Genomic DNA, 22,844 nt, shown 5'->3' with positions numbered 1-22,844 from the left:
ATCGGCAGCCCCTTACTATCAGGGAAATCGATTGTTAACATACAGATCATGAATGAATTCGATTTCAACCACGACGAGCTGCGGCGGCTGGACCTCAACCTGCTGGTGGCATTCGATGCGCTGATGCAGGAGCGCCATGTCAGCCGCGCCGCCGCCCGCCTCTACCTGGGGCAGCCGGCGATGAGCCATGCGCTGGCGCGGCTGCGGCTGCTGCTGGACGATCCGCTGTTCGTGCGCAGCGGCAACCGCATGCAACCCACCGCCCGCGCGCAGCAGCTGGCGCCGGCGGTGCGTGACTGGTTGCAGCAGGCGCGGCAGCTGCTGGCGGCACCGGCGGCCTTCGACCCGGCGGCGGCCAACGCCAGTTTCCGCCTGGCGGCGCCGGACGGCATGGAGGCCATGCTGTATCCGTCGCTGATCGCCACCCTGCGCCAGCAGGCGCCGGGCGTGCAGCTGCGCTCGCAACTACTGGAGATCGACCAGCAACTGGCGGCCCTGGACAACGACGAAGTGGACCTGCTGCTGACCGCCGCGCCGCTGCCGCTGCACGACTGGCACAGCCGACTGACGCTGCGCGAAACCGACTTCAGCGCGGTATACGCCCCCAGCCGGCTGAGCCTGCCGCCGGCACCGACGCTGGCCGATCTGGCCGCAGTGGAACAGGTGGTCAGCAGCTATCGCGGCACCGCCGCCGGGGTGGTGGACCACCTGTTTGCGCAGCATGGGCTGAGCCGCCATATCGTGGCGCTGTCGGCCAGCCTGATGGCCATCGGCCACATCCTGCAGCAGGCGCCGCTGCTGTCGATCCAGCCCACCTTGTACCTGCCGCTGTTCCGCCAGCAGGGCGATATCCGCAGCGTGCCGCTGCCGGCCGATGTCCGCATCCGCATCGACCTGGTCTGGCACCGCCGCAACGATGGCAACCCGCTGCACCGCTACCTGCGCGAGCTGCTGATGGCGCAATTTTCCCAGCTGTTTGCCGCCGACTAGCGTGATCACATTCGGTCACAAAGTGTCACGCAGATTGCGCAACCTGCACGCCGCGAATATGGTCAAATTACCGCCTGCCAATTTCTACAGGAACACCACCATGCGCCCCTGTCTTGCCGCCACCACCCTGACCCTGCTGTCTGTTGCCCTGCTGGGAGGCTGCGCCAGCATGTACAGCTCCGATTCCGCCGCCGTGTACAGCAAGTCCGACATGCGCCAGGTCCACGAAGTGGAATACGGCAAAGTGCTGGACGTGAAAACCGTGAAAATGGAAGGCGACAAGAATGATCTGCTGACCCTGGGCGGCACCGCACTGGGCGGCATTGCCGGCAGCAGCATCGGCCAGGGCCGCGGCTCGGCCGCCGGGGCGGTGATCGGCGCCATGGTCGGCGGCATGACTGCCCAGTCCATGCAGCGCGGCGCCACCAAGGATGCCTACGAGCTGACGGTACAGACAGACAAGGGCCGCACCATCTCCATCGTGCAGGAAGCCGATGTGCCGATCAGCGTCGGTCAGCGCGTGAAGATCCTCAGCGGCAACGGCACCGCCCGCGTGCTGCCACAGTAAGCGCGTCCCGCCCGTCCCCCAATGCCGCCGGCCTCCCGGCGGCATTGTCATTTGCGGCCAACCTTTGCCCGCCCTGCCTCTGCCTCTGCCGGCACCATGCCATGGTGCTGCCTATACTGGCTGCACCATGCCGCACACAAAGGAGAGGCACATGCGATTTCTCGACAATCTGGGACTGCGCGCCAAGTTCCTGGTCAACTTTCTGGGCAGCGGCGGCATTCTGGTGCTCGCCATCCTGTACTGCCTGTGGCAGATCCGCGATATCAGCCAGGATACGCGCGCCATCACCGAAACCGCGCTGCCGTCCATCCAGGCGGTAGGCGACATCAGCCAGCTGCGGCTGCGCTACCGGGTGCGCAGCCTGGAATACATGCTGGCCAGCCAGCCGGAGGAACAGGCCAAGCTGAGCAAGTCGATGGACGAGCTGGATGGCTCACTGGGTAAGGCATTCAAGGCTTACGAACCGCTGATCGGCAGCGAGGAGGAACGCCAGGTCTACCAGCAGGCGGTGCAAGCGGCGGCCGACTATCGCGCGGCGGTGGGCCAGGCGATTGCGCTGCGCGGCAGCGGCCAGGAAGACGCGGCGCAGGCGCTGCGCAAGGGCGAGTGGGTGAAGCGCGCCAACTTCCTGCGCGACCAGACCGACGCGCTGAGCAAGCTCAATGCCGCCAACGCCCAGGTGGCCGGTGAGCGGGCACAGACGGCGGCGCAGAGCAGCATCCGCAACGGCCTGATCGCGCTGCTGCTGGGGCTGGGCCTGGCGCTGCTGCTGTCGCTGCTGATGGCCAGGCGCATCGCCGGCCGGCTGGCGGACACCGTGGCCGCGGCGCGGCGCATCGCCGGCGGCGACCTGCGCAGCGAGCTGCCGGCCGGCAGCCGCGACGAAGTCGGCAAGCTGATCCAGGCGATGGCGGACATGCAGCTGGCGCTGCGCGAGACCATGCAGGGCACCCGCCGCAATGCCGACTCGCTGCGGCAGTCATCGCTGGATCTCAACGACTCGGTGCAGCGCATGGAGCAGGCCGTCAACCTGCAGGGCGAGGCCGCTGCCGGCATCGCCGCCAACGCCGAGCAGCTGACCACCTCCATCAGCCACGTGGCCGACAGCACGGTGGAAGCCGCCGAGCTGACCCACAGCTCCGACCTACAGGCCAGCCAGGGCCATGATGTGCTGCAGGGGCTGATCGGGCAGATCGGCCAGGTGGCGCGCGTGGTGATGTCGGCCGCCGAGCGCATTGCCCAGCTGCAGCAGGAATCGGCGCGCATCTCCAGCATCGTGGCAGTGATCCGCGACATTGCCGACCAGACCAACCTGCTGGCGCTGAACGCCGCCATCGAGGCGGCGCGCGCCGGCGAGCACGGCCGCGGCTTCGCCGTGGTGGCCGACGAGGTGCGCAAGCTGTCGGAGCGCACCGCGCAGTCCACCAGCGAGATCGTGCAGATGGTGGCCGCCATCCAGCGCGCCACCGGCGAAGTGGTGCAGGAGGTGGGCAATAGCGTCAGTCTGACCAACGACAGCATGAGCAACGCCCAGCTGGCCGGCGACACCCTGGCACAGCTGCGCCAGCTGTCGCAGCAGGTGGCCGGCATCGTCGGCGAGCTGAGCGCCGCGCTGCGGCAGCAGTCGATTGCCTCCACCGAGGTGGCGCAGCGCATCGAGGATGTGGTCAACCACGCCGAGAACGTCACCCACATCGCGCACCATGCCGCCGCCACCTCCAGCGTGATGAAGGACGTGGTGGCGGACATGGAGAAAATGGTCGCCCGCTTCCAGGTCTAAGCCCCGCCCCACCCCGCCCGCCGCCACGGCGGGCGGCTTCATGCCGCCCCTGCCGCGCCCCGCTCGACAAGCCCGCCGTCTGCCGTTATTCTCGCGCCCTTTTTTTCCTTGCAAATCATTACTTTGTCTATACAAATGTTCGCCATTCCCGTTGCCATTCTCCTGATGCTGGCCTTGTCGCTGGCGCGTGTCCATGTCGTCATCAGCCTGCTGCTGGCCTCGCTCACCGGCGGCCTGCTGGCCGGCATGGATCTGGCGCAGACGCTGGCCGCCTTCAACAAGGGCATTGCCAATGGCGCTTCGGTGGCGCTGTCCTACGCGCTGCTGGGCGCCTTTGCCGTCGCCATTGCCAAGTCCGGCCTGCCGCATGCGCTGGCCGATGTCGCCGTGCGCCAAGTGCAGCACGGCAGCGGCAAGAGCCGGCTGAAATGGCTGCTGATCCTGCTGCTGGCCGTGGTCAGCGTGATGAGCCAGAACTTGGTGCCGATCCACATTGCCTTCATCCCGCTGCTGGTGCCGCCCTTGCTGTACGTGATGGCGCGGCTGCAGCTGGATCGCCGCCTGGTGGCCTGCGTGATCACCTTTGGCCTGGTGACACCGTACATGCTGTTCCCGGTCGGTTTTGGCGACATCTTTCTGCAGCAGATCCTGCTGGGCAATATCGCCAAGGCCGGCATGGACGTGCGCGGCGTCAACGTGATGCAGGCGATGGCGATTCCGGCCGCCGGCATGCTGCTGGGCCTGCTGCTGGCGGTGTTCGTCAGCTACCGCAAGCCACGCCACTACGACGTTGGCCGCATCGAAAACGTGGAGCGCACCCGCAGCAAGATCCGCCCGCGCGCGCTGTGGACCGCCGGCGTGGCCATCACGGCGGCGTTTGCGGTGCAGCTGTACAGCGACTCCATGCTGCTGGGCGCGCTGGCCGGCTTTCTGCTGTTCCTCGCCAGCGGCGTGGTGCGCTGGCACGAGGCCGACAATGTGTTCGGCGAGGGCATGAAGATGATGGCGATGATCGGCTTCATCATGATCGCCGCGCAGGGCTTTGCCGAGGTGCTGCAGGCCTCCGGGCAGATCGGCCCGCTGGTGGCGGCCTCCGCCGAGTGGTTCGGCCACAGCCAGGCCGCAGCGGCGTTCGTGATGCTGCTGGTGGGGCTACTAGTGACGCTGGGCATCGGCTCATCGTTTTCCACCGTGCCGATCCTCACCGCCATCTATGTGCCGCTGTGCCTGCAGCTGGGTTTCTCGCCGCTGGCCACGGTGTCCATCATCGGCACCGCCGGCGCGCTGGGCGATGCCGGTTCGCCGGCGTCCGACTCCACCCTCGGCCCCAGCGCCGGGTTGAATGTGGACGGCCAGCACGACCACATGCGCGACACGGTGCTGCCTACCTTCCTGCACTACAACTTGCCGCTGCTGGCCGCCGGCTGGGTCGCCGCGCTGGTGCTGTAAACCTGTACATGTTGGCCGCAGCCTTGCGGCCAACATTGCCCTACAATGCGCGCTGACCACGCAAGGAATCGATATGGAATCCCGCCTTACCGAACTGGAAATCAAGGTCGCGCTGCAGGACGAGCAGCTGGATGCGCTCAACCTGACCGTGGTGCGCCAGCAGCAGCAGCTCGACCTGCTGCAGGAACAGCTGCGCCACCTGTACCGCCTGCAGCAGGCCGGCAACCAGCAGGACGAGCAAGGCTCGCTGCGCGACGACATTCCCCCGCACTACTAAGCCATGAGCACACCACTGGAATTTGCCCGCGCGCTGGCGCCGGCGCTGGCCGGCCGCTGCTGGGCCATTGGCGGCAGCACCCTGCTGCAACAGCTGGGGCTGGTGGAACAGCCGCGCGACCTGAACCTGGTCACCACCGCCGCCGACTTTGCCGCGGTGCGGGCGGAGCTGGCCACGCACGGCAGCGACATCACGCCGCCGCCGCATCCGCCGTTCAACTCGCCACAATTTGCCCGCTTCGACGTGGGCGGCGGCCTGTGCGTCGACCTGGTGGCCGAGCTGACCATCAAACTGGACAAGGGCAGCTACCGCTGGCCGTTCGATGCCGGCGCGCGGCAGCAGGTCGACGGCCTGCCGTGGTGCTACGCCGAGGACTGGGTGCTGCTGTACCGGCTGCTGGGGCGGCGCGAGCAGAGCGATGCGCTGGACGAATGGCTGGAAGAGCACGGCGTGCAGCAGCCGCAGCGGCTGGCGGCCAACCTGTTTGCGCAGTACCCGGAAAAACTGCTGCAGCCACCGCCGGCCTGGTGGCCGTGGGAAGAATGATTGTCCGCCCGCGGCAAGCGGCGCGAGAGTTGCCTATGCTGAACGCTGCCTGAGCTTCCATTTGCCATGAAATCGCTGATCCTGCTTTTACTGCTGGCCAGCTCGGCCTGCCTGGCAGCGCGCCAGGTAGTGCTGACCGCCACCGAGTTCCCGCCCTACACCACCACCGCCCAGCCGCAAGACGGGGTAATGGTGGCACTGGCGCGGGCCGCCTTTGCCCAGCGCGGGCTTGATCTGCGGGTGGAGTTCCGCCCGTGGGCGCGCGCGCTGGCCGGCGCACAGGAAGGCCGCTTTGCCGGCGTGCTGGCGTTGTGGTATTCCGCCGAGCGCGCCGAGCGGCTGTTCTACAGCCTGCCGCTGTTCAGCACCACGGTCGGCTTCTACGCGCGCTGCGACAAGCAATTCGATGTCTCCTCGCTGCCCGGCCTGCAGCACTACCGCATCGGCACCGTGCGCGGCTACAAGAACCCGGACACCTTCGAGCAGGCCGGACTGCGTGGCATCGACGCCGACGACGACCTGATCAACCTGAAAAAACTGGCCGCCAACCGGCTGGAGTTGGCGCTGATGGACCGCGAGGTTGGCCGCTACCTGCAAGAGCAGCAACTGGACAAGACCACGCCCCGGCTGTGCTGGCAGGAACCGGCGGTGGAGGTGATGCCGCTGTACATCGGCTTCAGCAAGCGCCATCCGGACGGCGGCATGCTGCAGACTGAGTTCAATCTGGGCATGACCATGCTGCGGCAATCGGGCGAGTACCAGCGCATCCTGCGCCGCTTCCGCGCGGTGCTGTAAGCCGCGCCAGCACGCAAAACAGCCGACCACAGGGTCGGCTGTTGTTATTGCCGCAACGCTTACGCCGCGTGGTACCAGCGCTGGCTGCGGTTGACGATGGCCACCACCGACAGCATCACCGGCACCTCGATCAGCACCCCCACCACCGTCGCCAGCGCCGCGCCGCTCTCGAAGCCGAACAGCGCGATGGCGGTGGCTACCGCCAGCTCGAAGAAGTTGCTGGCGCCGATCAGCGCCGACGGCCCGGCCACGCAGTGCGCCACTTTCAGCTGCTTGTTCAGCCAGTAGGCCAGCATGGAATTGAAATACACCTGGATCAGGATCGGCACCGCCAGCAGCGCGATCACCAGCGGCTGGGCAATGATCTGCGGCCCCTGGAAGGCGAACAGCAACACCAGCGTCAGCAACAGTGAGCCCAGCGACAGCGGGCCGATCTTCGCCATCACTGCGGCCAACCTTGACTCGCCGCCCTGCGCCAGCAGCACGCGGCGCACGAGCTGGCTGAGGATCACCGGCACCACAATGAACAGCAGCACCGACACCGCCAGCGTGTCCCACGGCACGCTGATGCTGGACAGTCCCAGCAGCAGCCCGACGATGGGCGCGAAGGCGAACAGCATGATCACATCGTTGATCGCCACCTGGCTGAGGGTGAACTTGGCATCGCCGCGGCACAGCCCGCTCCACACGAACACCATCGCCGTGCACGGCGCCGCCGCCAGCAGGATCAACCCGGCGATGTAGCTGTCGATCTGCGCCGCCGGCAGGTACGGCGCAAACAGGTGACGGATGAACAGCCAGCCCAGCAGCGCCATCGAGAACGGCTTCACCAGCCAGTTGATCGCCAGCGTCACGCCGATGCCGCGCGCGTGGCGCATCACCTCGCCCATGGCGGCAAAATCCACTTTCACCAGCATCGGGATGATCATCAGCCAGATCAGCACCGCCACCGGCAGGTTGACCTCGGCCACTTTCATGCCGCCCAGCGCCTGGAAGGCGGCCGGTGCCAGCTGACCGGCGACGATGCCGACCACGATGCAGCCCAGCACCCACCAGGTGAGGTTGCGCTCGAAAAAGCCGATGCCGCCCTGCGGCCCCGGCTGGGCGATGGTGTCCTGAACGCTCATTGCTCGCCGATCTCCACCAGTTTCTGTTTCAGCGCCAGCGCATCCAGCTTGTCCACCGGCAGCGACATGAACAGCTCGACGCGACGCTTGAGGATCATGAACGCCTTGGCAAACGCCGCCATCGCTTCTTCGTCGTTGCTGCCGACGCCGGCCGGGTCGTCCACCCCCCAGTGCGCACGCATCGGATGGCCCGGCCACAGCGGGCAGGTCTCGCCGTCGGCATTGCCACACACGGTGAACACGAAGTCCATCTGCGGCGCGCCCGCCACGGCGAACTCGTCCCAGCTCTTGCTGCGGTAGCCCTCGCTGGTGAGTCCGTGCTTTTGCAAGGTCTTGAGCGCATACGGGTTGACCTTGCCAGTCGGCTGGCTGCCGGCGCTGTAACCCTTGAAGTGGCCCTGGCCCAGGTGGTTGATCAGCGCCTCGCCGAGAATGCTGCGCGCTGAGTTGCCGGTGCACAGGATCAGTACGTTGTAGACCTTGTCAGTCACGGGACTTCCTTTCCTTGGATACGATGGCTTCGATGTTCTTGCGTGCGATCAGCTGCACCTTCTGCGGCGCCGGGGCACAGCAGCTGCCGGTATCGGCGCTGCTGGCGGCCGGGGTGCAACAGGCATCGGCGCTCGCCAGCACCGCTGGGGCCGGCGCGCAGCAGCTGTCCGGGTTGGCCGCAGCGGCAGCTGGCGCGTCGTGGTAGGTCGGCGCGCTGTCCAGCGTGTGGTAGCTCTCCCAGGCGATGCCGGACGGGTCCTGCACCCAGTGCTTGTCCGATTTGGCGTAGCAGCAGGTGGTGCCCTCTTCCGTCAGCGCCGCCATGCCGGCAGCGTCGATGCGCTGCTTCAGCTCGGCCAGCTCGTCGCCGTTCTCGGCCTGGATGCCGAGGTGATCCAGCCCGGCCTTGGCGCCGCGCTGGCTGATGGCAAAGTTGACGCGCGGGTCGTCCAGCAGCCACTTGGCGTAGTCGTGTTTCAATACCGTCGGTTCGGTGCCGAACAGCGCGTTGTAGAAGCGCACGCTGGTGGCCAGTTCGTCCACCGACACGTGAATATGCAGACGTTTCATGACAGTTCTCCTGTTCAGCAGCCGCAGCCGGCGGCGGGCGAGACGCGGCAGCAGTTTTCGGTGAGATAGCCCAGCAGGCCGTTCATGGCGGCAAAGTTGGCCGCATAGATCACATAGCGCCCATCCTGGCGGCCTTCGATCAGCCCGGCGTTGGCCAGCTCTTTCAGATGAAAGGACAAGGTGGCCGGCGCGCAATCCAGCGCGGACGCCAGCTCGCCGGCGGCGCGGCCGGCCGGGCCGGCCTCCACCAGTTGGCGAAACGCCGCCAGGCGGGTTTCCTGCGCCAGTGCGGCCAACATCTTGACGGCGAGTTTCGTTTCCATATTTTGATAATCGTTGAAATATTAAAGCGATTATTGGCCAGCCGCGGCAAAGTTGCAAGCCACCATGCCAAAGCCGCCCACGCGGGGCGGCTCCTGGCCGACGACACACCATCTGACTGCAATCGATCCTAGGCCGCAGGCTTGGGCTTGGCGATGAGATGCCCGGACATCAGACTGGCACTGGCGATCAGCAAGCCGCCGATCCACTCCTGCGGCTTCATCGCCTCGCCGGCGAGGAAGTAGGCGGAGATGGCGGCAAATACCAGTTCCAGCAACATCAGCGTCATGACCTGCGTGGCCGGCAGAATCGACAGCCCGTGCATGGAGATGATGCTGGTGGCCAGCAGCGTGCCGCCCAGCAACAGCACGATCAGCAGCACATCCGGCTGCGCCAGCAGCGCCAGCTCGCTGCCAAGTTGGCCGCGCCACAGCAGCGAGGCCAGCCCGCAGCTGGCCACGCCCAGCCACACCATCGCCGACTTCAGCGCCACCGGCAGCGCATGCGCCTTCTTCGACAGCACATTGCCCAGCGCAAAGCTGATGCCACCGGACAGCGCCAGCCAGTCGGCGCGGCTGGAGAAGAAGTCGCCGGCAAACAGGCCGGGGCGGTACAGGATCACCACCAGCCCGCTCAGCGACATCGCCACCACCAGCCAGCCGATGCGGCTGAGCCGCTCGTGCAGCAGCAGCCGCGAGAACAGCGCGCTCCACAGCGGCGACAGATAGAACAGCAGCAGTACGCGCATCACCTCGCCTTCCGCCACCGCCCAGGTGTAGGCAAAATTGCACCAGCCATAGAGCAGGGCCAGCGGCAACAGGATGAACTCGAAGCGCGCCTGGCGGCGGAACACCTCGCGATAAATGATCACCCCGGCCACGGTGGCGACCACGTACACTGCCAGCGATGTCGCCGCGGTGGAAAAACCGGCGCCGTGCAGGTGGCGGAACGGGTACCACATCAATCCCCACACCAGCGCCGTGGTAATGGCACAGCTGACTGCGAGCAGCTTTTGTTTTACAAAATCCATTGTATTTTCTTACTATTGCTGTTTTTGTTGCACCGCAAATCCCGCGAGGAAGTCCGCGTTGAATCCGCATCTTGAGTTGCTGCACCCGTACCCGTTCCAACGCCTGCGCCAATTGCTCGCCGGCGTGACGCCGCCGGCCGACAAGCCGCACATCAATCTGTCGATAGGCGAGCCGAAACACCCGACGCCGGAAGTGGTGAAACAGGCACTGATCGGCGCCCTGGACGGTCTGGCCGCCTACCCTGCCACGCTGGGCAGCGAAGCGCTGCGCCGCAGCTGCGCCGACTGGCTGGCACGCCGCTATCAGGTGACGGTGGACCCGGTACGCGAAGTGCTGCCGGTATGCGGCAGCCGCGAGGCACTGTTCTCCTTCGTGCAGGCGGTGATCGACCCGCGCGGCGATGACAAACCGGTACTGATCTCGCCCAACCCGTTCTACCAGATTTACGAGGGCGCCGCACTGCTCGCTGGGGCAGTTCCGCATTACGTGAACTGTGTGGCAGCCAACCGTTTCCAGCCGGACTGGGATAGCGTGAGCGAAGACATCTGGCGCCGTACCCAAGTGGTGATCGTGTGCAGCCCGGGCAACCCCACCGGCGCGGTGATGTCGCTGGACGACTGGCGTCAGCTGTTCGCGCTGTCCGACCGCTATGGCTTCGTGATCGCCAGTGACGAGTGCTACTCGGAGATCTATTTTGACACCCCGCCGCTGGGCGGGCTGGAAGCGGCGCGCCTGTTGGGCCGTGGCCATGAGCGGCTGGTAATGTTCACCAGCCTGTCCAAGCGCTCCAATGCGCCGGGGCTGCGCTCCGGCTTCGTCGCCGGCGATGCCCGCATCCTGGAAAAATTCCTGCTATACCGCACCTACCACGGCAGCGCCATGAGCCAGACCGTGCAGGAGGCCAGCATCGCCGCTTGGAACGACGAGGCGCACGTGGTGGACAACCGCGCCGCCTACGCCGCCAAGTTCGATGCCATTACCGCGCGCATCGGCAAGCGATTGCCGGTAAGCCGCCCGGATGCCGGTTTTTACCTGTGGGCAGAAGTGCCGGGCGGTGACGATGTCGCCTTCGCCCGCGAGCTGTTTGCCCGCGAACACATTACCGTGCTGCCCGGCAGCTTCCTGGCGCGCGATGCCCACGGCGTCAACCCGGGCGCCGGCCGCGTGCGGCTGGCACTGGTGGCGCCATTGGCCGAATGCGTGGCCGCCGCCGAACGCATCGAGCGGTTTGCCCGCTAACCCAACCGGATACCCCCATGACGACAATTCATATAAGTAAAGGACTGAACCACATGCACCCGATCCAGCCCATCATCGAAGCCGCGTTCGAAGACCGCGCCAACATCACCCCGGCTACCGTTTCCGCGGAACTGAAAGCCGCCATCGAGCAGGTCATTGCCGAGCTGGACAACGGCCAGCTGCGCGTGGCCGAGAAGATTGACGGTGAGTGGGTGGTCAACCAGTGGGCGAAGAAGGCCGTGCTGCTGTCGTTCCGCATCCGCGACAACGCGGTAATGGACGACGGCGTGAGCCGCTACTTCGACAAGGTCGACACCAAATTCGGCGACTGGAACGAGCAACAGTTCCGCGACGCCGGCTTCCGCGCCGTGCCGGGCGCCGTGGCGCGCAAAGGCAGCTTCGTGGCCAAGAACACCGTACTGATGCCGTCGTTTGTGAATATCGGCGCCTACGTCGATGAAGGCACCATGGTGGATACCTGGGCCACCGTGGGCAGCTGCGCCCAGATCGGCAAGAACGTGCACCTGTCCGGCGGCGTGGGCATCGGTGGCGTGCTGGAGCCGCTGCAGGCCAACCCGACCATCATCGAGGACAACTGCTTCATCGGCGCACGCTCCGAAGTAGTGGAAGGCGTGATCGTCGGCGAAGGCTCGGTGATCTCCATGGGCGTGTTCATCGGCCAGTCCACCAAGATCTACGACCGCGAAACCGGCGAAGTGCATTACGGCAAGGTACCGCCGGGCTCGGTGGTGGTTTCCGGCAGCCTGCCGTCCAAGGATGGCAGCCACAGCCTGTACTGCGCAGTGATCGTGAAAAAGGTCGATGCGCAGACCCGCAGCAAGACCAGCATCAACGACCTGCTGCGTGGCGTGTAAGCTGCGCGACACAATTAACTGATCCGTTGGCGGTTTTTTCGGGAATTTGTCACTACCGGTAACATTTTTTCCACAAAACTAGCGCGCTGGCATTTGGCGCACCGCACACAAGACGGATAAAATGCAAACAGGGAGTCGTGACTACGGCTCCCTGTTTTTCTGTTACCCACAGGACTGAATGTGTCTTCCGACAGTTTCATCACCCTTCGCAACGTCGGCTTCGCCTACAACGACCGCCCCATCCTGCAGGATGTCTCGCTGTCGATTCCGCGCGGCAAGCTGGTTGCCATCATGGGTGGCAGCGGCAGCGGTAAAACCACGCTGCTGCGCCTGATTTCCGGCCAGATCCGCGCCCAGCACGGCGAAGTGCTGGTCGACGGCCGCAACGTTGGCCGCATGAACAATGCCGAGCTGTATCAGCACCGCCGCCGCATGGGCATGCTGTTCCAGTTTGGCGCGCTGTTCACCGACCTCTCCGTCTTCGACAACGTGGCGTTTCCGCTGCGCGAACTCACCCGCCTGCCGGAAAGCGTGATCCGCGACCTGGTGCTGCTCAAGCTGTCCGCGGTCGGCCTGCGCGGCACCGAACGGCTGATGCCGGCCGAGCTGTCCGGCGGCATGGCGCGCCGCATCGCGCTGGCACGCGCCATCGCACTGGATCCGCAGCTGATGCTGTACGACGAGCCGTTCACCGGCCTGGACCCGATCTCGCTGGGCACCATTGCGCTGTTGATCAAGAAACTCAGCGACGCGCTGGGCACCACCTCGATCATGGTCACCCACGACGTGCACAAGTCGCTGGACATCGTCGACTACGTCTACTTCGTCGCCAACGGCCGCATCGTGGCCGAGGGCTCGCCAGAGCAGGTACGCCACGCCGAATCGCCGTGGCTGGCACAGTTTGTGGCCGGCGAGCCGGACGGCCCGGTGCACTTCGCCTACCCGGCCAGCGAGTCGCTGGCGCAATCCTTTGGTCTGCAGGAGAAAGCATGATGGAAAAACTGCTGTCTCCGTTCCGTCACCTGGGCGAGCTGACCGTCAACGCCATCTGGCGGCTGGGTTTTGCCAGCCGCTTCCTGCTGGCCATCCTGCTCAACTCCGGGCAGAGCCTGCTGCGCCTGCAGCTGACCATCCGCGAGGTGTATTTCGCCGGCGTACTGTCGCTGATCATCATCGTGGTGTCCGGGCTGTTCGTCGGCATGGTGCTGGGACTGCAGGGCTACAACACGCTGGCGCGCTTCGGCTCCTCCGATGCGCTGGGCGCGCTGGTGGCGCTGTCGCTGCTGCGCGAGCTGGGCCCGGTGCTGGCGGCGCTGCTGTTCGCCAGCCGCTCCGGCTCGGCAATGACCGCCGAGATCGGCCTGATGAAGGCCACCGAGCAGCTGGAAGCCATGAGCGTGATGGCAGTCAACCCCATCGCCCGCGTGGTGGCGCCACGCTTCTGGGCCGGCGTGATCTCCATGCCGATCCTGGCCGCCATCTTCAACGTGATGGGCATCTTTGGCGGTTATCTGGTCGGGGTAGTGATGATCGGCCTGGATGAAGGCACTTTCTGGTCGCAAATGCAGAACAACGTCGATCTGCACTACGACATCATCAACGGCCTGATCAAGAGCCTGTTCTTCGGCATGGCAGTGACGCTGATTGCCGTATTCGAAGGCTACGACGCCACACCAACGGCCAGCGGCGTGTCCTCCGCCACCACGCGTACCGTGGTGACCTCGGCGCTGGTCATCCTGGCGCTGGACTTCGTCCTGACGGCCTTCATGTTCTAGGAATCAACACTGATGAAACGTTCTACCATTGATTTGTGGGTTGGCCTGTTCGTTGCGATCGGCATTGCGGCGATCACTTTCCTGTCCTTGAAAGTCGCCAATCTCACCCCGCAAAGTGACAGCAACACCTATACCCTCACCGCCGAGTTCGACAATATCGGCGGATTGAAAGTGAAAGCCCCGGTGAAGTCATCCGGCGTACTGGTTGGCCGCGTCAGCAATATCGCGCTGGACACCAAACGCTACGTGGCCAACGTCACGCTCACCCTGGACGGCAAGTACCAGTTCAGCCGCGACACCAGTGCCGAGATTCTGACCGCGGGCCTGCTGGGCGAGCAGTACATCGGCCTGACCCAAGGCGGCGACCCGGATAACCTGAAAACGGGTGACCATATCAGCATTACCTCCTCCGCCATGGTGCTGGAGCAGCTGATAGGCAAGTTCATGACCAGTTTTGCCGACAAACCGGCAGCAGGCGGCAGCGACGCCAGCCAGAGTCAATAATTCTTCGCATATATAAAAGAAAGACGCACATCATGAAAAAACTGCTTACCTCCCTGATGCTGTTGCTGGGCCTCGCCGCGCCGGCACTGGCTGCCGACGAACCAGTGGGCCTGGTGCAGGACACCTCGCAAAAGGCGCTGGACATCCTGAAGAAGGAAAACGGCAAGAACACCCGCCAGGTGCGCGAGCAGGTGGAAAGCATGGTCATCCCGCTGATCGACTTCACCCGCATGACCGCGCTGGCAGTCGGCAAGGATTGGCGTGCGGCCAACCCGGCACAGCAAGAACAGCTGGCTACCCAGTTCAAGACCCTGCTGGTACGCACCTACTCTTCCACCATGGTGCGTTTCAAAACCGCCCAGATCGACGTCAAGCCGAATGCCCAGTTCAATAACGGCGGCCGTGAAGCGGTGGTGAAATCGGAAGTGACCCTGCCGGGCAATGCCGACAAGAAAAATGTCAGCATTGACTACACCCTGTACAAGGGCAACCAAGGCTGGAAGATTTTCAACGTCAGCGTGGAAGGTGCCAGCTTGGTCACCGTGTATCGCACCCAGTTCGGTGAAGAAATCCGCAAGAACGGCATCGACGGCCTGATCAAGCAGCTGAAAGACAAGAACGAGGGCGTAAAGCCGGCATGAGCCTGATTACCGTTACCACCGGACAACTGGCCCTGCAAGGCGTGCTCGACATGGACACCGTTGCCAGCATCCAGCCCCAGCTGCTGCAGGCCATGCAAGGCGACCAGCTGAGTCTGGACCTGTCCGCGGTCGAGAAAGCCGACGCCGCCGCGCTGGCCATGCTGCTGGGTGCCGTGCGCCAGCAACAGCAACGCGGCGGGGTGCTATTACTGCAACACCTGCCGGCCAGCCTGGCAAGCCAGGCACGCCTGTATGGTATTGCCGAGCTGCTGGGCATGCCAGGAGACGCCCCATGAAACAGCGACTTACTGTACTGCTGAGCGCCAGTGTGTTGCTGGCAGCCTGTGCCACCTCCCCCAGCCACCCGCAGGACCCGCTGGAGCCGATGAACCGGGCGGTATTCCAGTTCAACGACAAGGCTGATCGCTATGTGATGAAGCCGGTGGCGGAAGGCTATCGTGCCATCACCCCGCAGCCGGTGCGTACCGGTGTCGGTAACTTCTTCAACAACCTGCAAGACGTGTACAGCATGCTGAACCACGGCCTGCAGCTGCAGCCACGCAAGACGCTTACCGACCTCATGCGCGTATCGTTCAACAGCACCTTCGGTCTGTTCGGTTTGATCGATATCGCCACCCCGATGGGGCTGCAGCGCGACCCGGCCTCGCTCGGCGACACCATGGCGCACTATGGTTGGAAGAGCAGCAACTATCTGGTGCTGCCGCTCCTTGGTCCCTCCACCGTGCGCGATGGCTTGGGCACTGCGGCCAACTTCACCGTGGCCAACCAGCACGACCTGGTGTTCCATACCGAATCGCAATCCACGGCCGCCACGGTGCTCAAGGGGGTCAGCCAGCGGGAGCAACTGCTGGGCGTAGAGGACACACTACAGCAGGCGGCACTGGATCCGTACAGCTATATGCGTGACGCCTATCTGCAGTACCGCAACCGGCAGGTTGGCTTTCAACCGACCGTACAGCCAGACGCTAGCAGTCCGGCTCCGGAAGAGAACATTGATGATCTGGTCGGCCCGGATGCAGCGGTACCAGTAGCTTCTGCCCCGGTAGCAAGCGCCCCCGTGGATGCCTCGGCAGCACAATAGCCCTGTCGCCACGGCAATAAAAACGGCCACCTAAGGGTGGCCTTTTTATTTCGATGCCGCCACGACAACAGGGCCTTGCCCGGTTATCAGGCTGCGACCAACACAGTTATGGACCGCACGCAAAAACACCCCAACGTCCGCACCGAAGTGCTCACGATGGGGTGCCAATGCTGGAGCATAAACCGCACAACTCCGGCAAGACCTCAGCGCCGGCCCGGAAAAGTAATAACCTTTGCCCCCTTGCCGACCTCTTCACTTGCCGGTTCTGGCTCGGTTGCGACTACCGGCGGCTTGGCCGGTTGCGACAGCGCCTCCAGCTCAAACCCCATGCCCTCGCCAGACTCCCGCGAGAAAATAGAGAGCACATTACCGACCGGCACCCAGATTTCCCGGGATACGCCACCAAAGCGGGCAGCAAAGGAAATCCAGTCGTTATCGAGTTGCAGGTTCTGCGTTGCGCCGTAGGCCACGTTCAACACGATTTCGTTGTTCTTCACAAACTCCATCGGGACCTGCACGTTTTCATCCACCCATACCACCATGTAAGGGGTTTGCCCCTGGTCGGTACACCACTGGTGAATGGCACGAAGGAGATAAGGCCGGGTACTGACTGTCATGGCCGCCTCTTACTTGCGCATGGCCTTTTCGGCCGGTGTCAGCGAATCGATGAAAGACTGGCGCTGGAACAGGCGTTCGGCATATTTCAGGATCGGTGCGGCATTCTTGCCCAAGTCGATACCGTAGTGCTCCAGGCGCCACATCAGCGGGGCGATAGCCACGTCGATCATCGAAAAATCATCGCCCAGCATAAACTTCTGTTTGGCAAAGATCGGGGCAATGGTGATCAGACCATCACGAATCGCCTCGCGTGCCTTGGCGGCTTCCTTACCGGTCGCGCCTGCTTCCATGGTTTTTACGTTCACAAACAACTCCTGCTCGAAACGGAACAGGAACAGGCGGGCACGGGCACGCATTACCGGATCGGCCGGCATCAGCTGCGGGTGCGGGAAACGTTCATCAATATATTCATTGATGATGTTGGACTCATGCAGGATCAGGTCGCGCTCGACCAGTACCGGTACCTCGTTGTACGGGTTCATCACGGCGAGGTCTTCCGGCTTGTTCAGCACGTCCACGTCAATGATCTCGAAATCCATGCCCTTTTCGTACAACACGATGCGGCAACGCTGGCTGAACGGACAAGTGGTTCCGGAATAGAGTGTCATCATGGCGGACTGACTTCCTTTTGGCGGCAATTGATGAAATAACAGGCAATTTTAGCACTTTCGCCCATCAAATAGCGAATAAAATTACATAAACCTATGATTACAAAAGAAAAAGCGGCGCTTTCGCACCGCTTTTTCTCAGGAAGAACCCACTATGTTTTAGTGGATTTCTTTCCAGTAGGCTTTCTTCAGGAAGTAAGCAAACGGCAACAGCAGCAGGAACAGGTACATCAGCACCACGTAGCCAATCTGTTGACGCTTAACCTGTGCCGGCTCAGCCATGTAAACCAGGAAGTTGGTCAGATCAGCCATGCGCTTGTCGAACTCTGCAGTATTGGCCTTGCCGTTTTCCAGCTTGGTCAGCGTGCCGGCCTTGACCAGTTGCAGTGAATGCTCTTCATGACCTTCGGCATTCTTCTCGGTCTTGAGGACCTGCTCGCCCTGCCATTGCCACAGGATGTGCGGCATGCCCACCTTGTCGAATACCAAGTTGTTCCAGCCGGTCGGACGGGTGTCGTCACGGTAGAAGCCACGCAGATAGCCGTACAGGTAGTCGGCGCCACGCGAGCGGGCAATCACGGACAAGTCCGGCGGCGTAGCGCCAAACCAGGCCTTGGCATCCTTCTTGTCCATGGCAACATTCATCTGCTCTCCGATTTTATCGGTGGCAAACATCAGGTTGCTCTTGATCTGCTCTTCGGACAGGCCGATGTCCGTCAGACGGTTGTAGCGCATGGCGCTGGCCGAATGGCAGGACAGACAGTAGTTGACGAAGGTCTGTGCACCGCGCTGCAGGCTTTCGGTGTCCTGAATATTGATCGGCGCCTTTTCCAGGGCCGGACCTTCAGAAGATGCGAATGCACCAAATGCCGGCAGGACGAGGGCAGCAGCAGCAATCAATTGACGGATAGTCTTGTTCATAGTGCCCCCTCTATCAGATAAATTTCGCAAACAGGGTTGCAGCTACCACGGTGACTACCACCAGCACCAGGAAACGAACCTGGCGTGCCGGAGTACTCATGGTCACGCGGGTCGGAACCGGCGTGCTGCCAACGTCGTTCTTGGTGTAGAACGGCATGCCCAGGAAGAAGGCGAAGTAAATGATGGAGAGCAGCTGTGCCACCACGGTACGTACGTTGGTAGACGGGGCAGCACCCAGAATACCCAGACCGATGAAGGCAATGATGAACAGCACCAGCATGAACTTGAACTTCGGACCACGGTAACGAATCGACTTCACCGGCGACTTGTCCAGCCACGGCAGGAAGGCAATCAGCACTACCGCCGCCCCCATGGCTAGCACACCCCACACTTGCGTACCAGCAAACGATGGAATGGCACGCAGAATGGCGTAGAACGGGGTGAAGTACCAAACCGGCGCAATGTGCGGCGGGGTCTTCAGCGGGTCAGCCTGGTCGAAGTTAGGGTGCTCCAGGAAGTAGCCGCCCATTTCCGGTGCAAAGAACACGATGCCGGAGAACACGATCAGGAACACGGCCACACCCAGAATATCCTTCACGGTGTAGTACGGATGGAACGGGATACCATCCAGCGGCTTGCCGTCTTCGCCCTTCAGCTTCTTGATCTCGACGCCGTCCGGGTTGTTGGAGCCCACTTCATGCAGTGCGATCAAGTGCGCCACCACCAGCGCCAGCAGGATCAGCGGAATGGCGATCACGTGCAGCGCGAAGAAGCGGTTCAGGGTCGCGTCGCCCACCACGAAGTCGCCACGAATGAACACCGACAGGTCCGGACCGATCACCGGGATGGAAGCGAACAGGTTAACGATCACCTGTGCGCCCCAGAACGACATCTGGCCCCACGGCAGCAGGTAACCCATGAAGGCCTCTGCCATCAGCAGCAGGAAGATCAGCGTGCCGAAAATCCATACCAACTCACGCGGCTGCTTGTACGAGCCATAGATCAGGCCGCGGAACATGTGCAGATACACCACCACGAAGAACATGGAGGCGCCGGTAGAGTGCATGTAACGGATAATCCAGCCGCCCGCCACATCACGCATGATGTATTCAACCGAAGCAAACGCTACCGGGATACCTGCGCCATTAAGCGTGGCATCCGGCTTGTAGTTCATGGTCAGGAAGATACCGGTAACGATCTGGATCACCAGCACCAACATGGCCAGCGAGCCGAAGAAGTACCAGAAGTTGAAGTTCTTCGGTGCGTAGTACTCGGTAACGTGCTCCTTCATCATCGAAGACAGCGGGAAGCGATCGTCTACCCAGTTCAGGATTTTTTGCCCTTTGCTCATGTTCACTCCCTCGCTTATTTGTCTTCGCCGATCAACAGGCGAGTGTCGGCCAGGTATTTGTGCGGCGGGATGACCAGGTTCTTCGGTGCCGGTACGCCGTTGTAAACGCGGGCGGCAAGGTCGAACTTGGAGCCGTGACACGGACAGTAGAAACCGCCCACCCATTTCGGGCCCAGGTCAGCGGGTGCGATATCCGGGCGGTGAGTCGGGGAACAGCCCAGGTGGGTACAAATGCCCACGGCGACCAGAACCTCCGGCTTGATGGAGCGGTGCTTGTTCTTGCAGTATTCCGGCTGCTCGGACCCCTCGGAGGACGGATCCAGCAGATCGCCTTCGATAGTGGCCAGATTCTTCAGCTGCTCCGGGGTACGCGACAGTACCCATACCGGCTTGCCGCGCCACTCGACGTTGATCTTCTGACCCGGCTCCAGCTTGCTGATATCTACTTCGACCGGGGCACCAGCAGCCTTGGCACGCTCAGACGGCGCAAAGCTCATCAAAAACGGCACAGCCACACCGGCCGCCGCCACACCACCAACCGCGCTGGTGGCCACCGTCAGAAAGCGACGGCGCCCCGCATCAACGTGTTGTTCACTCATTACAGTCATCCTCAAACGTGGAAACCGAGCTCTAAACTTGAAACCTTACGATTCTACCCGAATCCAACACCGAACTTGAAGCGCATATGCGAGAAATCGCCTCATTGCTAACATGGGATTGTCGTCATACCGGGTTGAACAGGTCGACAAAGCTGACATCCAGTGCGTATTCCGCAGCCAGCCATTCACCCAAGGCTTTTACACCATAGCGCTCCGTCGCATGATGACCTGCCGCAAGGAATGTAACGCCATACTCCTGCGCCAGGTGCAGGTTCTGCTCGGACACCTCACCGGTAATAAAGGCATCCACCCCCAGTGCCACGGCCTGCTCAAAGTAGCCCTGAGCCCCGCCAGTGCACCATGCCAGCCGCCGGATAGTACGCTCGGCCGGGCCCAACAATAGCGGCTCACGCCCCAGGCTGGACGCCAACTGTGCGGCCAACTGCGTACCGCTTAACGGTTGCGGCAGCTCACCGTGCCACAGCAAGGGCTCATCCGGACAGGGCTGACATGCGAGCAGACCCAGTTTTTGCGCCAGCTGGGAGTTATTTCCCAGCTCCGGATGAGCATCCAGCGGCAAGTGATACGCCAGGAGACTGATGTCGTTTTGCAGCAACGTCGCGATGCGTTGACGCTTGATACCTGTTAGCGGCGCCGGTTCGCTTTTCCAGAAATAACCGTGATGCACCAGGATGGCATCGGCCTGCAAGCGCACCGCCTCATCCAGCAGCGCCTGTGATGCCGTAACCCCGGTAACAACCCGCTGCACCTGCGCCCGCCCCTCCACCTGCAAGCCGTTCGGGGCGTAATCCTTGAAACGCCACGGCTCCAGTTTCTGGTTAAGCGCCAACACCAGCTGCTGCAACTCCATTACCTGCTCCCTTTCGCTATCGTCTGTCCGCATTGTGCCAGAGCAATCAAGCAATGCGGCCAACCTTGGCAAGGTTGGCCGCAAAGAAAAACCCCGCAGCAGGCTGCGGGGTTCTGGCTCGTAATGGAGCGGGCTACTTACATCATACCGCCCATGCCGCCCATGCCACCCATATCCGGCATACCGGCAGCCGGCTTGTCTTCAGGCAGCTCAGCGATCATGCAGTCGGTGGTCAGCATCAGGCCGGCCACGGAGGCGGCATGCTGCAGTGCGGAGCGGGTTACCTTGGCCGGATCCAGCACGCCCATTTCGATCATGTCGCCGTATTCGCCAGAGGCGGCGTTGTAACCGAAGTTACCTTTGCCTTCCATCACTTTGTTTACAACAACCGACGGCTCATCACCGGCGTTCTGTACGATCTGGCGCAGCGGGGCTTCGATCGCCTTCAGCACGATCTTCACACCGGCAGCCTGATCGGCGTTGATGGTCTCAACCGCCTGGATAGTGGCGCGGGCGCGCAGCAGCGCAACGCCACCGCCTGGCACCACACCTTCTTCAACCGCGGCACGGGTCGCGTGCAGCGCATCTTCCACGCGGGCTTTCTTCTCTTTCATTTCCACTTCAGTGGCAGCACCAACCTTGATCACGGCAACACCGCCAGCCAGCTTGGCCACGCGCTCCTGCAGTTTTTCACGGTCGTAATCGGAAGTCGCTGCTTCGATCTGCTGACGGATTTCGGTCACGCGCGCCTGGATAGCGGCTGCATCGCCGGCGCCATCGATGATGATGGAGTTTTCTTTACCCACTTCAACACGCTTGGCCTGGCCCAGCATCTCCAGCGTCACTTTTTCCAGCGACAGGCCAACTTCTTCAGCGATAACGGTACCGCCAGTCAGGATGGCGATATCCTGCAGCATGGCCTTGCGACGATCACCAAAGCCCGGGGCCTTCACAGCCACCACTTTCAGGATGCCACGGATGGTGTTCACAACCAGAGTAGCCAGCGCTTCGCCTTCAACGTCTTCGGCGATGATCAGCAGCGGACGGCCGGACTTGGCCACTTGTTCCAGGACCGGCAGCAGGTCGCGGATGTTGGAGATCTTCTTGTCGAACAGCAGGATGAACGGGTTGTCCAGTGCGGCAATCTGTTTTTCCTGGTTGTTGATGAAGTACGGGGACAGGTAGCCGCGGTCGAACTGCATCCCTTCCACCACGTCCAGCTCGTTGTTCAGGCTCTTGCCATCTTCAACGGTGATCACGCCTTCCTTGCCTACTTTTTCCATCGCGTTGGCGATGATTTCACCGATATCGGTATCGGAGTTGGCAGAAATAGAACCAACCTGTGCGATTTCCTTGGTGGTAGCGCACGGCTTGGCGATCTTGGCAATCTCTGCCACCAGAGCGATCACGGCCTTATCGATACCACGCTTCAGGTCCATCGGGTTCATGCCGGCGGTCACGAACTTCATGCCTTCATGCACGATGGCCTGGGCCAGCACGGTAGCAGTAGTGGTACCGTCACCAGCCACATCGGAAGTCTTGGAAGCCACTTCCTTCACCATCTGGGCTCCCATGTTTTCGAACTTGTCTTTCAGTTCGATTTCCTTGGCCACCGACACACCGTCCTTGGTGATGGTCGGCGCGCCGAAGGAGCGGTCAAGTACCACGTTGCGGCCTTTCGGGCCCAGGGTCACTTTTACGGCATCGGCCAGAATATTGACACCCACCACCATCTTGGCGCGGGCGGAATCACCAAAGCGTACGTCTTTAGCTGCCATACTTGAAATTCTCCAG

Annotated in this window: 27 protein-coding genes; 15 read left to right on the top strand and 12 right to left on the bottom strand. The window is 62.7% G+C overall.

Annotation, left to right across the window (positions count from 1 at the left end; translation table 11 throughout):
* The first annotated feature begins 48 nt into the window (after window positions 1-48).
* The 7 genes from ABNW52_RS17565 (at window position 49) to ABNW52_RS17535 (ending at window position 6,405) form a co-directional block, all read left to right on the top strand.
* On the top strand, window positions 49-990 hold the full coding sequence (locus tag ABNW52_RS17565; protein WP_349590668.1) for a LysR family transcriptional regulator: 942 nt from the start codon (window positions 49-51) through the stop codon (window positions 988-990).
* A gap of 100 nt (window positions 991-1,090) precedes the next feature.
* On the top strand, window positions 1,091-1,558 hold the full coding sequence (locus ABNW52_RS17560; RefSeq protein ID WP_349590665.1) for an outer membrane lipoprotein: 468 nt from the start codon (window positions 1,091-1,093) through the stop codon (window positions 1,556-1,558).
* A gap of 151 nt (window positions 1,559-1,709) precedes the next feature.
* Window positions 1,710-3,338 (top strand): methyl-accepting chemotaxis protein, encoded by a 1,629-nt coding sequence (locus tag ABNW52_RS17555; protein WP_349590662.1) that lies wholly within the window; start codon window positions 1,710-1,712, stop codon window positions 3,336-3,338.
* Between the two features lie 135 nt (window positions 3,339-3,473).
* Window positions 3,474-4,787 (top strand): Na+/H+ antiporter family protein, encoded by a 1,314-nt coding sequence (locus ABNW52_RS17550; RefSeq protein WP_349590659.1) that lies wholly within the window; start codon window positions 3,474-3,476, stop codon window positions 4,785-4,787.
* A gap of 73 nt (window positions 4,788-4,860) precedes the next feature.
* Entirely contained in the window at window positions 4,861-5,064 is a 204-nt protein-coding gene (locus tag ABNW52_RS17545; RefSeq protein ID WP_349590656.1) for a SlyX family protein, read from the top strand.
* 3 nt (window positions 5,065-5,067) lie between these two features.
* A complete protein-coding gene (locus ABNW52_RS17540) occupies window positions 5,068-5,610 on the top strand; it encodes a hypothetical protein (RefSeq protein ID WP_349590653.1) in 543 nt (180 codons plus the stop codon).
* Window positions 5,611-5,676: 66 nt separating this feature from the next.
* The gene (locus tag ABNW52_RS17535) at window positions 5,677-6,405 is read left to right on the top strand and encodes a substrate-binding periplasmic protein (RefSeq protein WP_349590650.1); all 729 of its coding nucleotides are present in this window, start codon (window positions 5,677-5,679) and stop codon (window positions 6,403-6,405) included.
* A gap of 59 nt (window positions 6,406-6,464) precedes the next feature.
* Here ABNW52_RS17535 and arsB read toward each other — a convergent pair whose 3' ends face one another.
* The 5 genes from arsB to ABNW52_RS17510 form a co-directional block, all read right to left on the bottom strand.
* Window positions 6,465-7,532: an ACR3 family arsenite efflux transporter gene (gene arsB, locus ABNW52_RS17530; protein ID WP_349590647.1), complete on the bottom strand. Its 1,068-nt coding sequence runs from the start codon at window positions 7,530-7,532 to the stop codon at window positions 6,465-6,467.
* The gene (locus tag ABNW52_RS17525) at window positions 7,529-8,023 is read right to left on the bottom strand and encodes an arsenate reductase ArsC (RefSeq protein ID WP_349590645.1); all 495 of its coding nucleotides are present in this window, start codon (window positions 8,021-8,023) and stop codon (window positions 7,529-7,531) included. Before ABNW52_RS17525 ends, arsB begins: the two co-directional genes overlap by 4 nt.
* Window positions 8,016-8,594, bottom strand: a complete 579-nt coding sequence (locus tag ABNW52_RS17520) for an ArsI/CadI family heavy metal resistance metalloenzyme (protein WP_349590642.1) — start codon at window positions 8,592-8,594, stop codon at window positions 8,016-8,018. The genes ABNW52_RS17525 and ABNW52_RS17520 overlap by 8 nt, the downstream gene beginning before the upstream one ends.
* 14 nt (window positions 8,595-8,608) lie before the next feature.
* Window positions 8,609-8,917, bottom strand: coding sequence for an ArsR/SmtB family transcription factor (locus ABNW52_RS17515; RefSeq protein ID WP_349590639.1), 309 nt, complete (start codon window positions 8,915-8,917; stop codon window positions 8,609-8,611).
* 128 nt (window positions 8,918-9,045) lie between these two features.
* On the bottom strand, window positions 9,046-9,945 hold the full coding sequence (locus tag ABNW52_RS17510; protein ID WP_349590636.1) for a DMT family transporter: 900 nt from the start codon (window positions 9,943-9,945) through the stop codon (window positions 9,046-9,048).
* Between the two features lie 58 nt (window positions 9,946-10,003).
* Here ABNW52_RS17510 and dapC point away from each other — a divergent pair, with 58 nt between their 5' ends.
* The 8 genes from dapC to ABNW52_RS17470 all read left to right on the top strand — a co-directional run bounded on the left by dapC (window position 10,004) and on the right by ABNW52_RS17470 (window position 16,082).
* Window positions 10,004-11,185, top strand: a complete 1,182-nt coding sequence (gene dapC, locus ABNW52_RS17505) for a succinyldiaminopimelate transaminase (protein WP_349590633.1) — start codon at window positions 10,004-10,006, stop codon at window positions 11,183-11,185.
* A gap of 53 nt (window positions 11,186-11,238) precedes the next feature.
* Entirely contained in the window at window positions 11,239-12,060 is an 822-nt protein-coding gene (gene dapD / locus ABNW52_RS17500) for a 2,3,4,5-tetrahydropyridine-2,6-dicarboxylate N-succinyltransferase (RefSeq protein WP_349590712.1), read from the top strand.
* A 180-nt stretch (window positions 12,061-12,240) separates the two neighbouring features.
* Window positions 12,241-13,053, top strand: a complete 813-nt coding sequence (locus tag ABNW52_RS17495; RefSeq protein WP_349590630.1) for an ABC transporter ATP-binding protein — start codon at window positions 12,241-12,243, stop codon at window positions 13,051-13,053.
* Window positions 13,050-13,835 carry a lipid asymmetry maintenance ABC transporter permease subunit MlaE gene (gene mlaE, locus ABNW52_RS17490; protein WP_349590627.1) on the top strand — a complete coding sequence of 262 codons (786 nt, stop codon included), beginning with the start codon at window positions 13,050-13,052 and terminating at the stop codon, window positions 13,833-13,835. Before ABNW52_RS17495 ends, mlaE begins: the two co-directional genes overlap by 4 nt.
* A gap of 12 nt (window positions 13,836-13,847) precedes the next feature.
* A complete protein-coding gene (mlaD, locus tag ABNW52_RS17485; RefSeq protein ID WP_349590624.1) occupies window positions 13,848-14,339 on the top strand; it encodes an outer membrane lipid asymmetry maintenance protein MlaD in 492 nt (163 codons plus the stop codon).
* A 32-nt stretch (window positions 14,340-14,371) separates the two neighbouring features.
* Window positions 14,372-14,980: an MlaC/ttg2D family ABC transporter substrate-binding protein gene (locus ABNW52_RS17480; protein ID WP_349590622.1), complete on the top strand. Its 609-nt coding sequence runs from the start codon at window positions 14,372-14,374 to the stop codon at window positions 14,978-14,980.
* On the top strand, window positions 14,977-15,276 hold the full coding sequence (locus tag ABNW52_RS17475; protein ID WP_349590621.1) for an STAS domain-containing protein: 300 nt from the start codon (window positions 14,977-14,979) through the stop codon (window positions 15,274-15,276). Before ABNW52_RS17480 ends, ABNW52_RS17475 begins: the two co-directional genes overlap by 4 nt.
* Window positions 15,273-16,082, top strand: a complete 810-nt coding sequence (locus tag ABNW52_RS17470) for an MlaA family lipoprotein (RefSeq protein ID WP_349590619.1) — start codon at window positions 15,273-15,275, stop codon at window positions 16,080-16,082. Before ABNW52_RS17475 ends, ABNW52_RS17470 begins: the two co-directional genes overlap by 4 nt.
* 203 nt (window positions 16,083-16,285) lie before the next feature.
* Here ABNW52_RS17470 and ABNW52_RS17465 read toward each other — a convergent pair whose 3' ends face one another.
* The 7 genes from ABNW52_RS17465 to groL form a co-directional block, all read right to left on the bottom strand.
* On the bottom strand, window positions 16,286-16,699 hold the full coding sequence (locus ABNW52_RS17465) for a ClpXP protease specificity-enhancing factor (RefSeq protein WP_349590617.1): 414 nt from the start codon (window positions 16,697-16,699) through the stop codon (window positions 16,286-16,288).
* Between the two features lie 9 nt (window positions 16,700-16,708).
* Entirely contained in the window at window positions 16,709-17,311 is a 603-nt protein-coding gene (locus ABNW52_RS17460; RefSeq protein ID WP_349590614.1) for a glutathione S-transferase N-terminal domain-containing protein, read from the bottom strand.
* Between the two features lie 156 nt (window positions 17,312-17,467).
* Complete coding sequence (locus ABNW52_RS17455) at window positions 17,468-18,229, bottom strand: cytochrome c1 (RefSeq protein ID WP_349590612.1); 762 nt, start codon at window positions 18,227-18,229, stop codon at window positions 17,468-17,470.
* Window positions 18,230-18,242: 13 nt separating this feature from the next.
* Window positions 18,243-19,580 carry a cytochrome b gene (locus ABNW52_RS17450; RefSeq protein ID WP_349590610.1) on the bottom strand — a complete coding sequence of 446 codons (1,338 nt, stop codon included), beginning with the start codon at window positions 19,578-19,580 and terminating at the stop codon, window positions 18,243-18,245.
* A gap of 14 nt (window positions 19,581-19,594) precedes the next feature.
* Window positions 19,595-20,179 carry a ubiquinol-cytochrome c reductase iron-sulfur subunit gene (gene petA, locus ABNW52_RS17445; RefSeq protein ID WP_349590608.1) on the bottom strand — a complete coding sequence of 195 codons (585 nt, stop codon included), beginning with the start codon at window positions 20,177-20,179 and terminating at the stop codon, window positions 19,595-19,597.
* Between the two features lie 124 nt (window positions 20,180-20,303).
* Complete coding sequence (locus tag ABNW52_RS17440) at window positions 20,304-21,050, bottom strand: Nif3-like dinuclear metal center hexameric protein (protein ID WP_349590606.1); 747 nt, start codon at window positions 21,048-21,050, stop codon at window positions 20,304-20,306.
* 137 nt (window positions 21,051-21,187) lie between these two features.
* Window positions 21,188-22,828: a chaperonin GroEL gene (gene groL / locus ABNW52_RS17435; RefSeq protein ID WP_349590604.1), complete on the bottom strand. Its 1,641-nt coding sequence runs from the start codon at window positions 22,826-22,828 to the stop codon at window positions 21,188-21,190.
* Between the last annotated feature and the right edge of the window lie 16 nt (window positions 22,829-22,844).

Origin of the sequence: Vogesella oryzagri (assembly GCF_040148885.1) — a bacterium.
GTDB classification, from domain to species: Bacteria; Pseudomonadota; Gammaproteobacteria; order Burkholderiales; family Chromobacteriaceae; genus Vogesella; species Vogesella oryzagri.
Note: the sequence above shows the minus strand (reverse complement) of the source record. Positions and strands in the feature narration are given on the sequence as shown.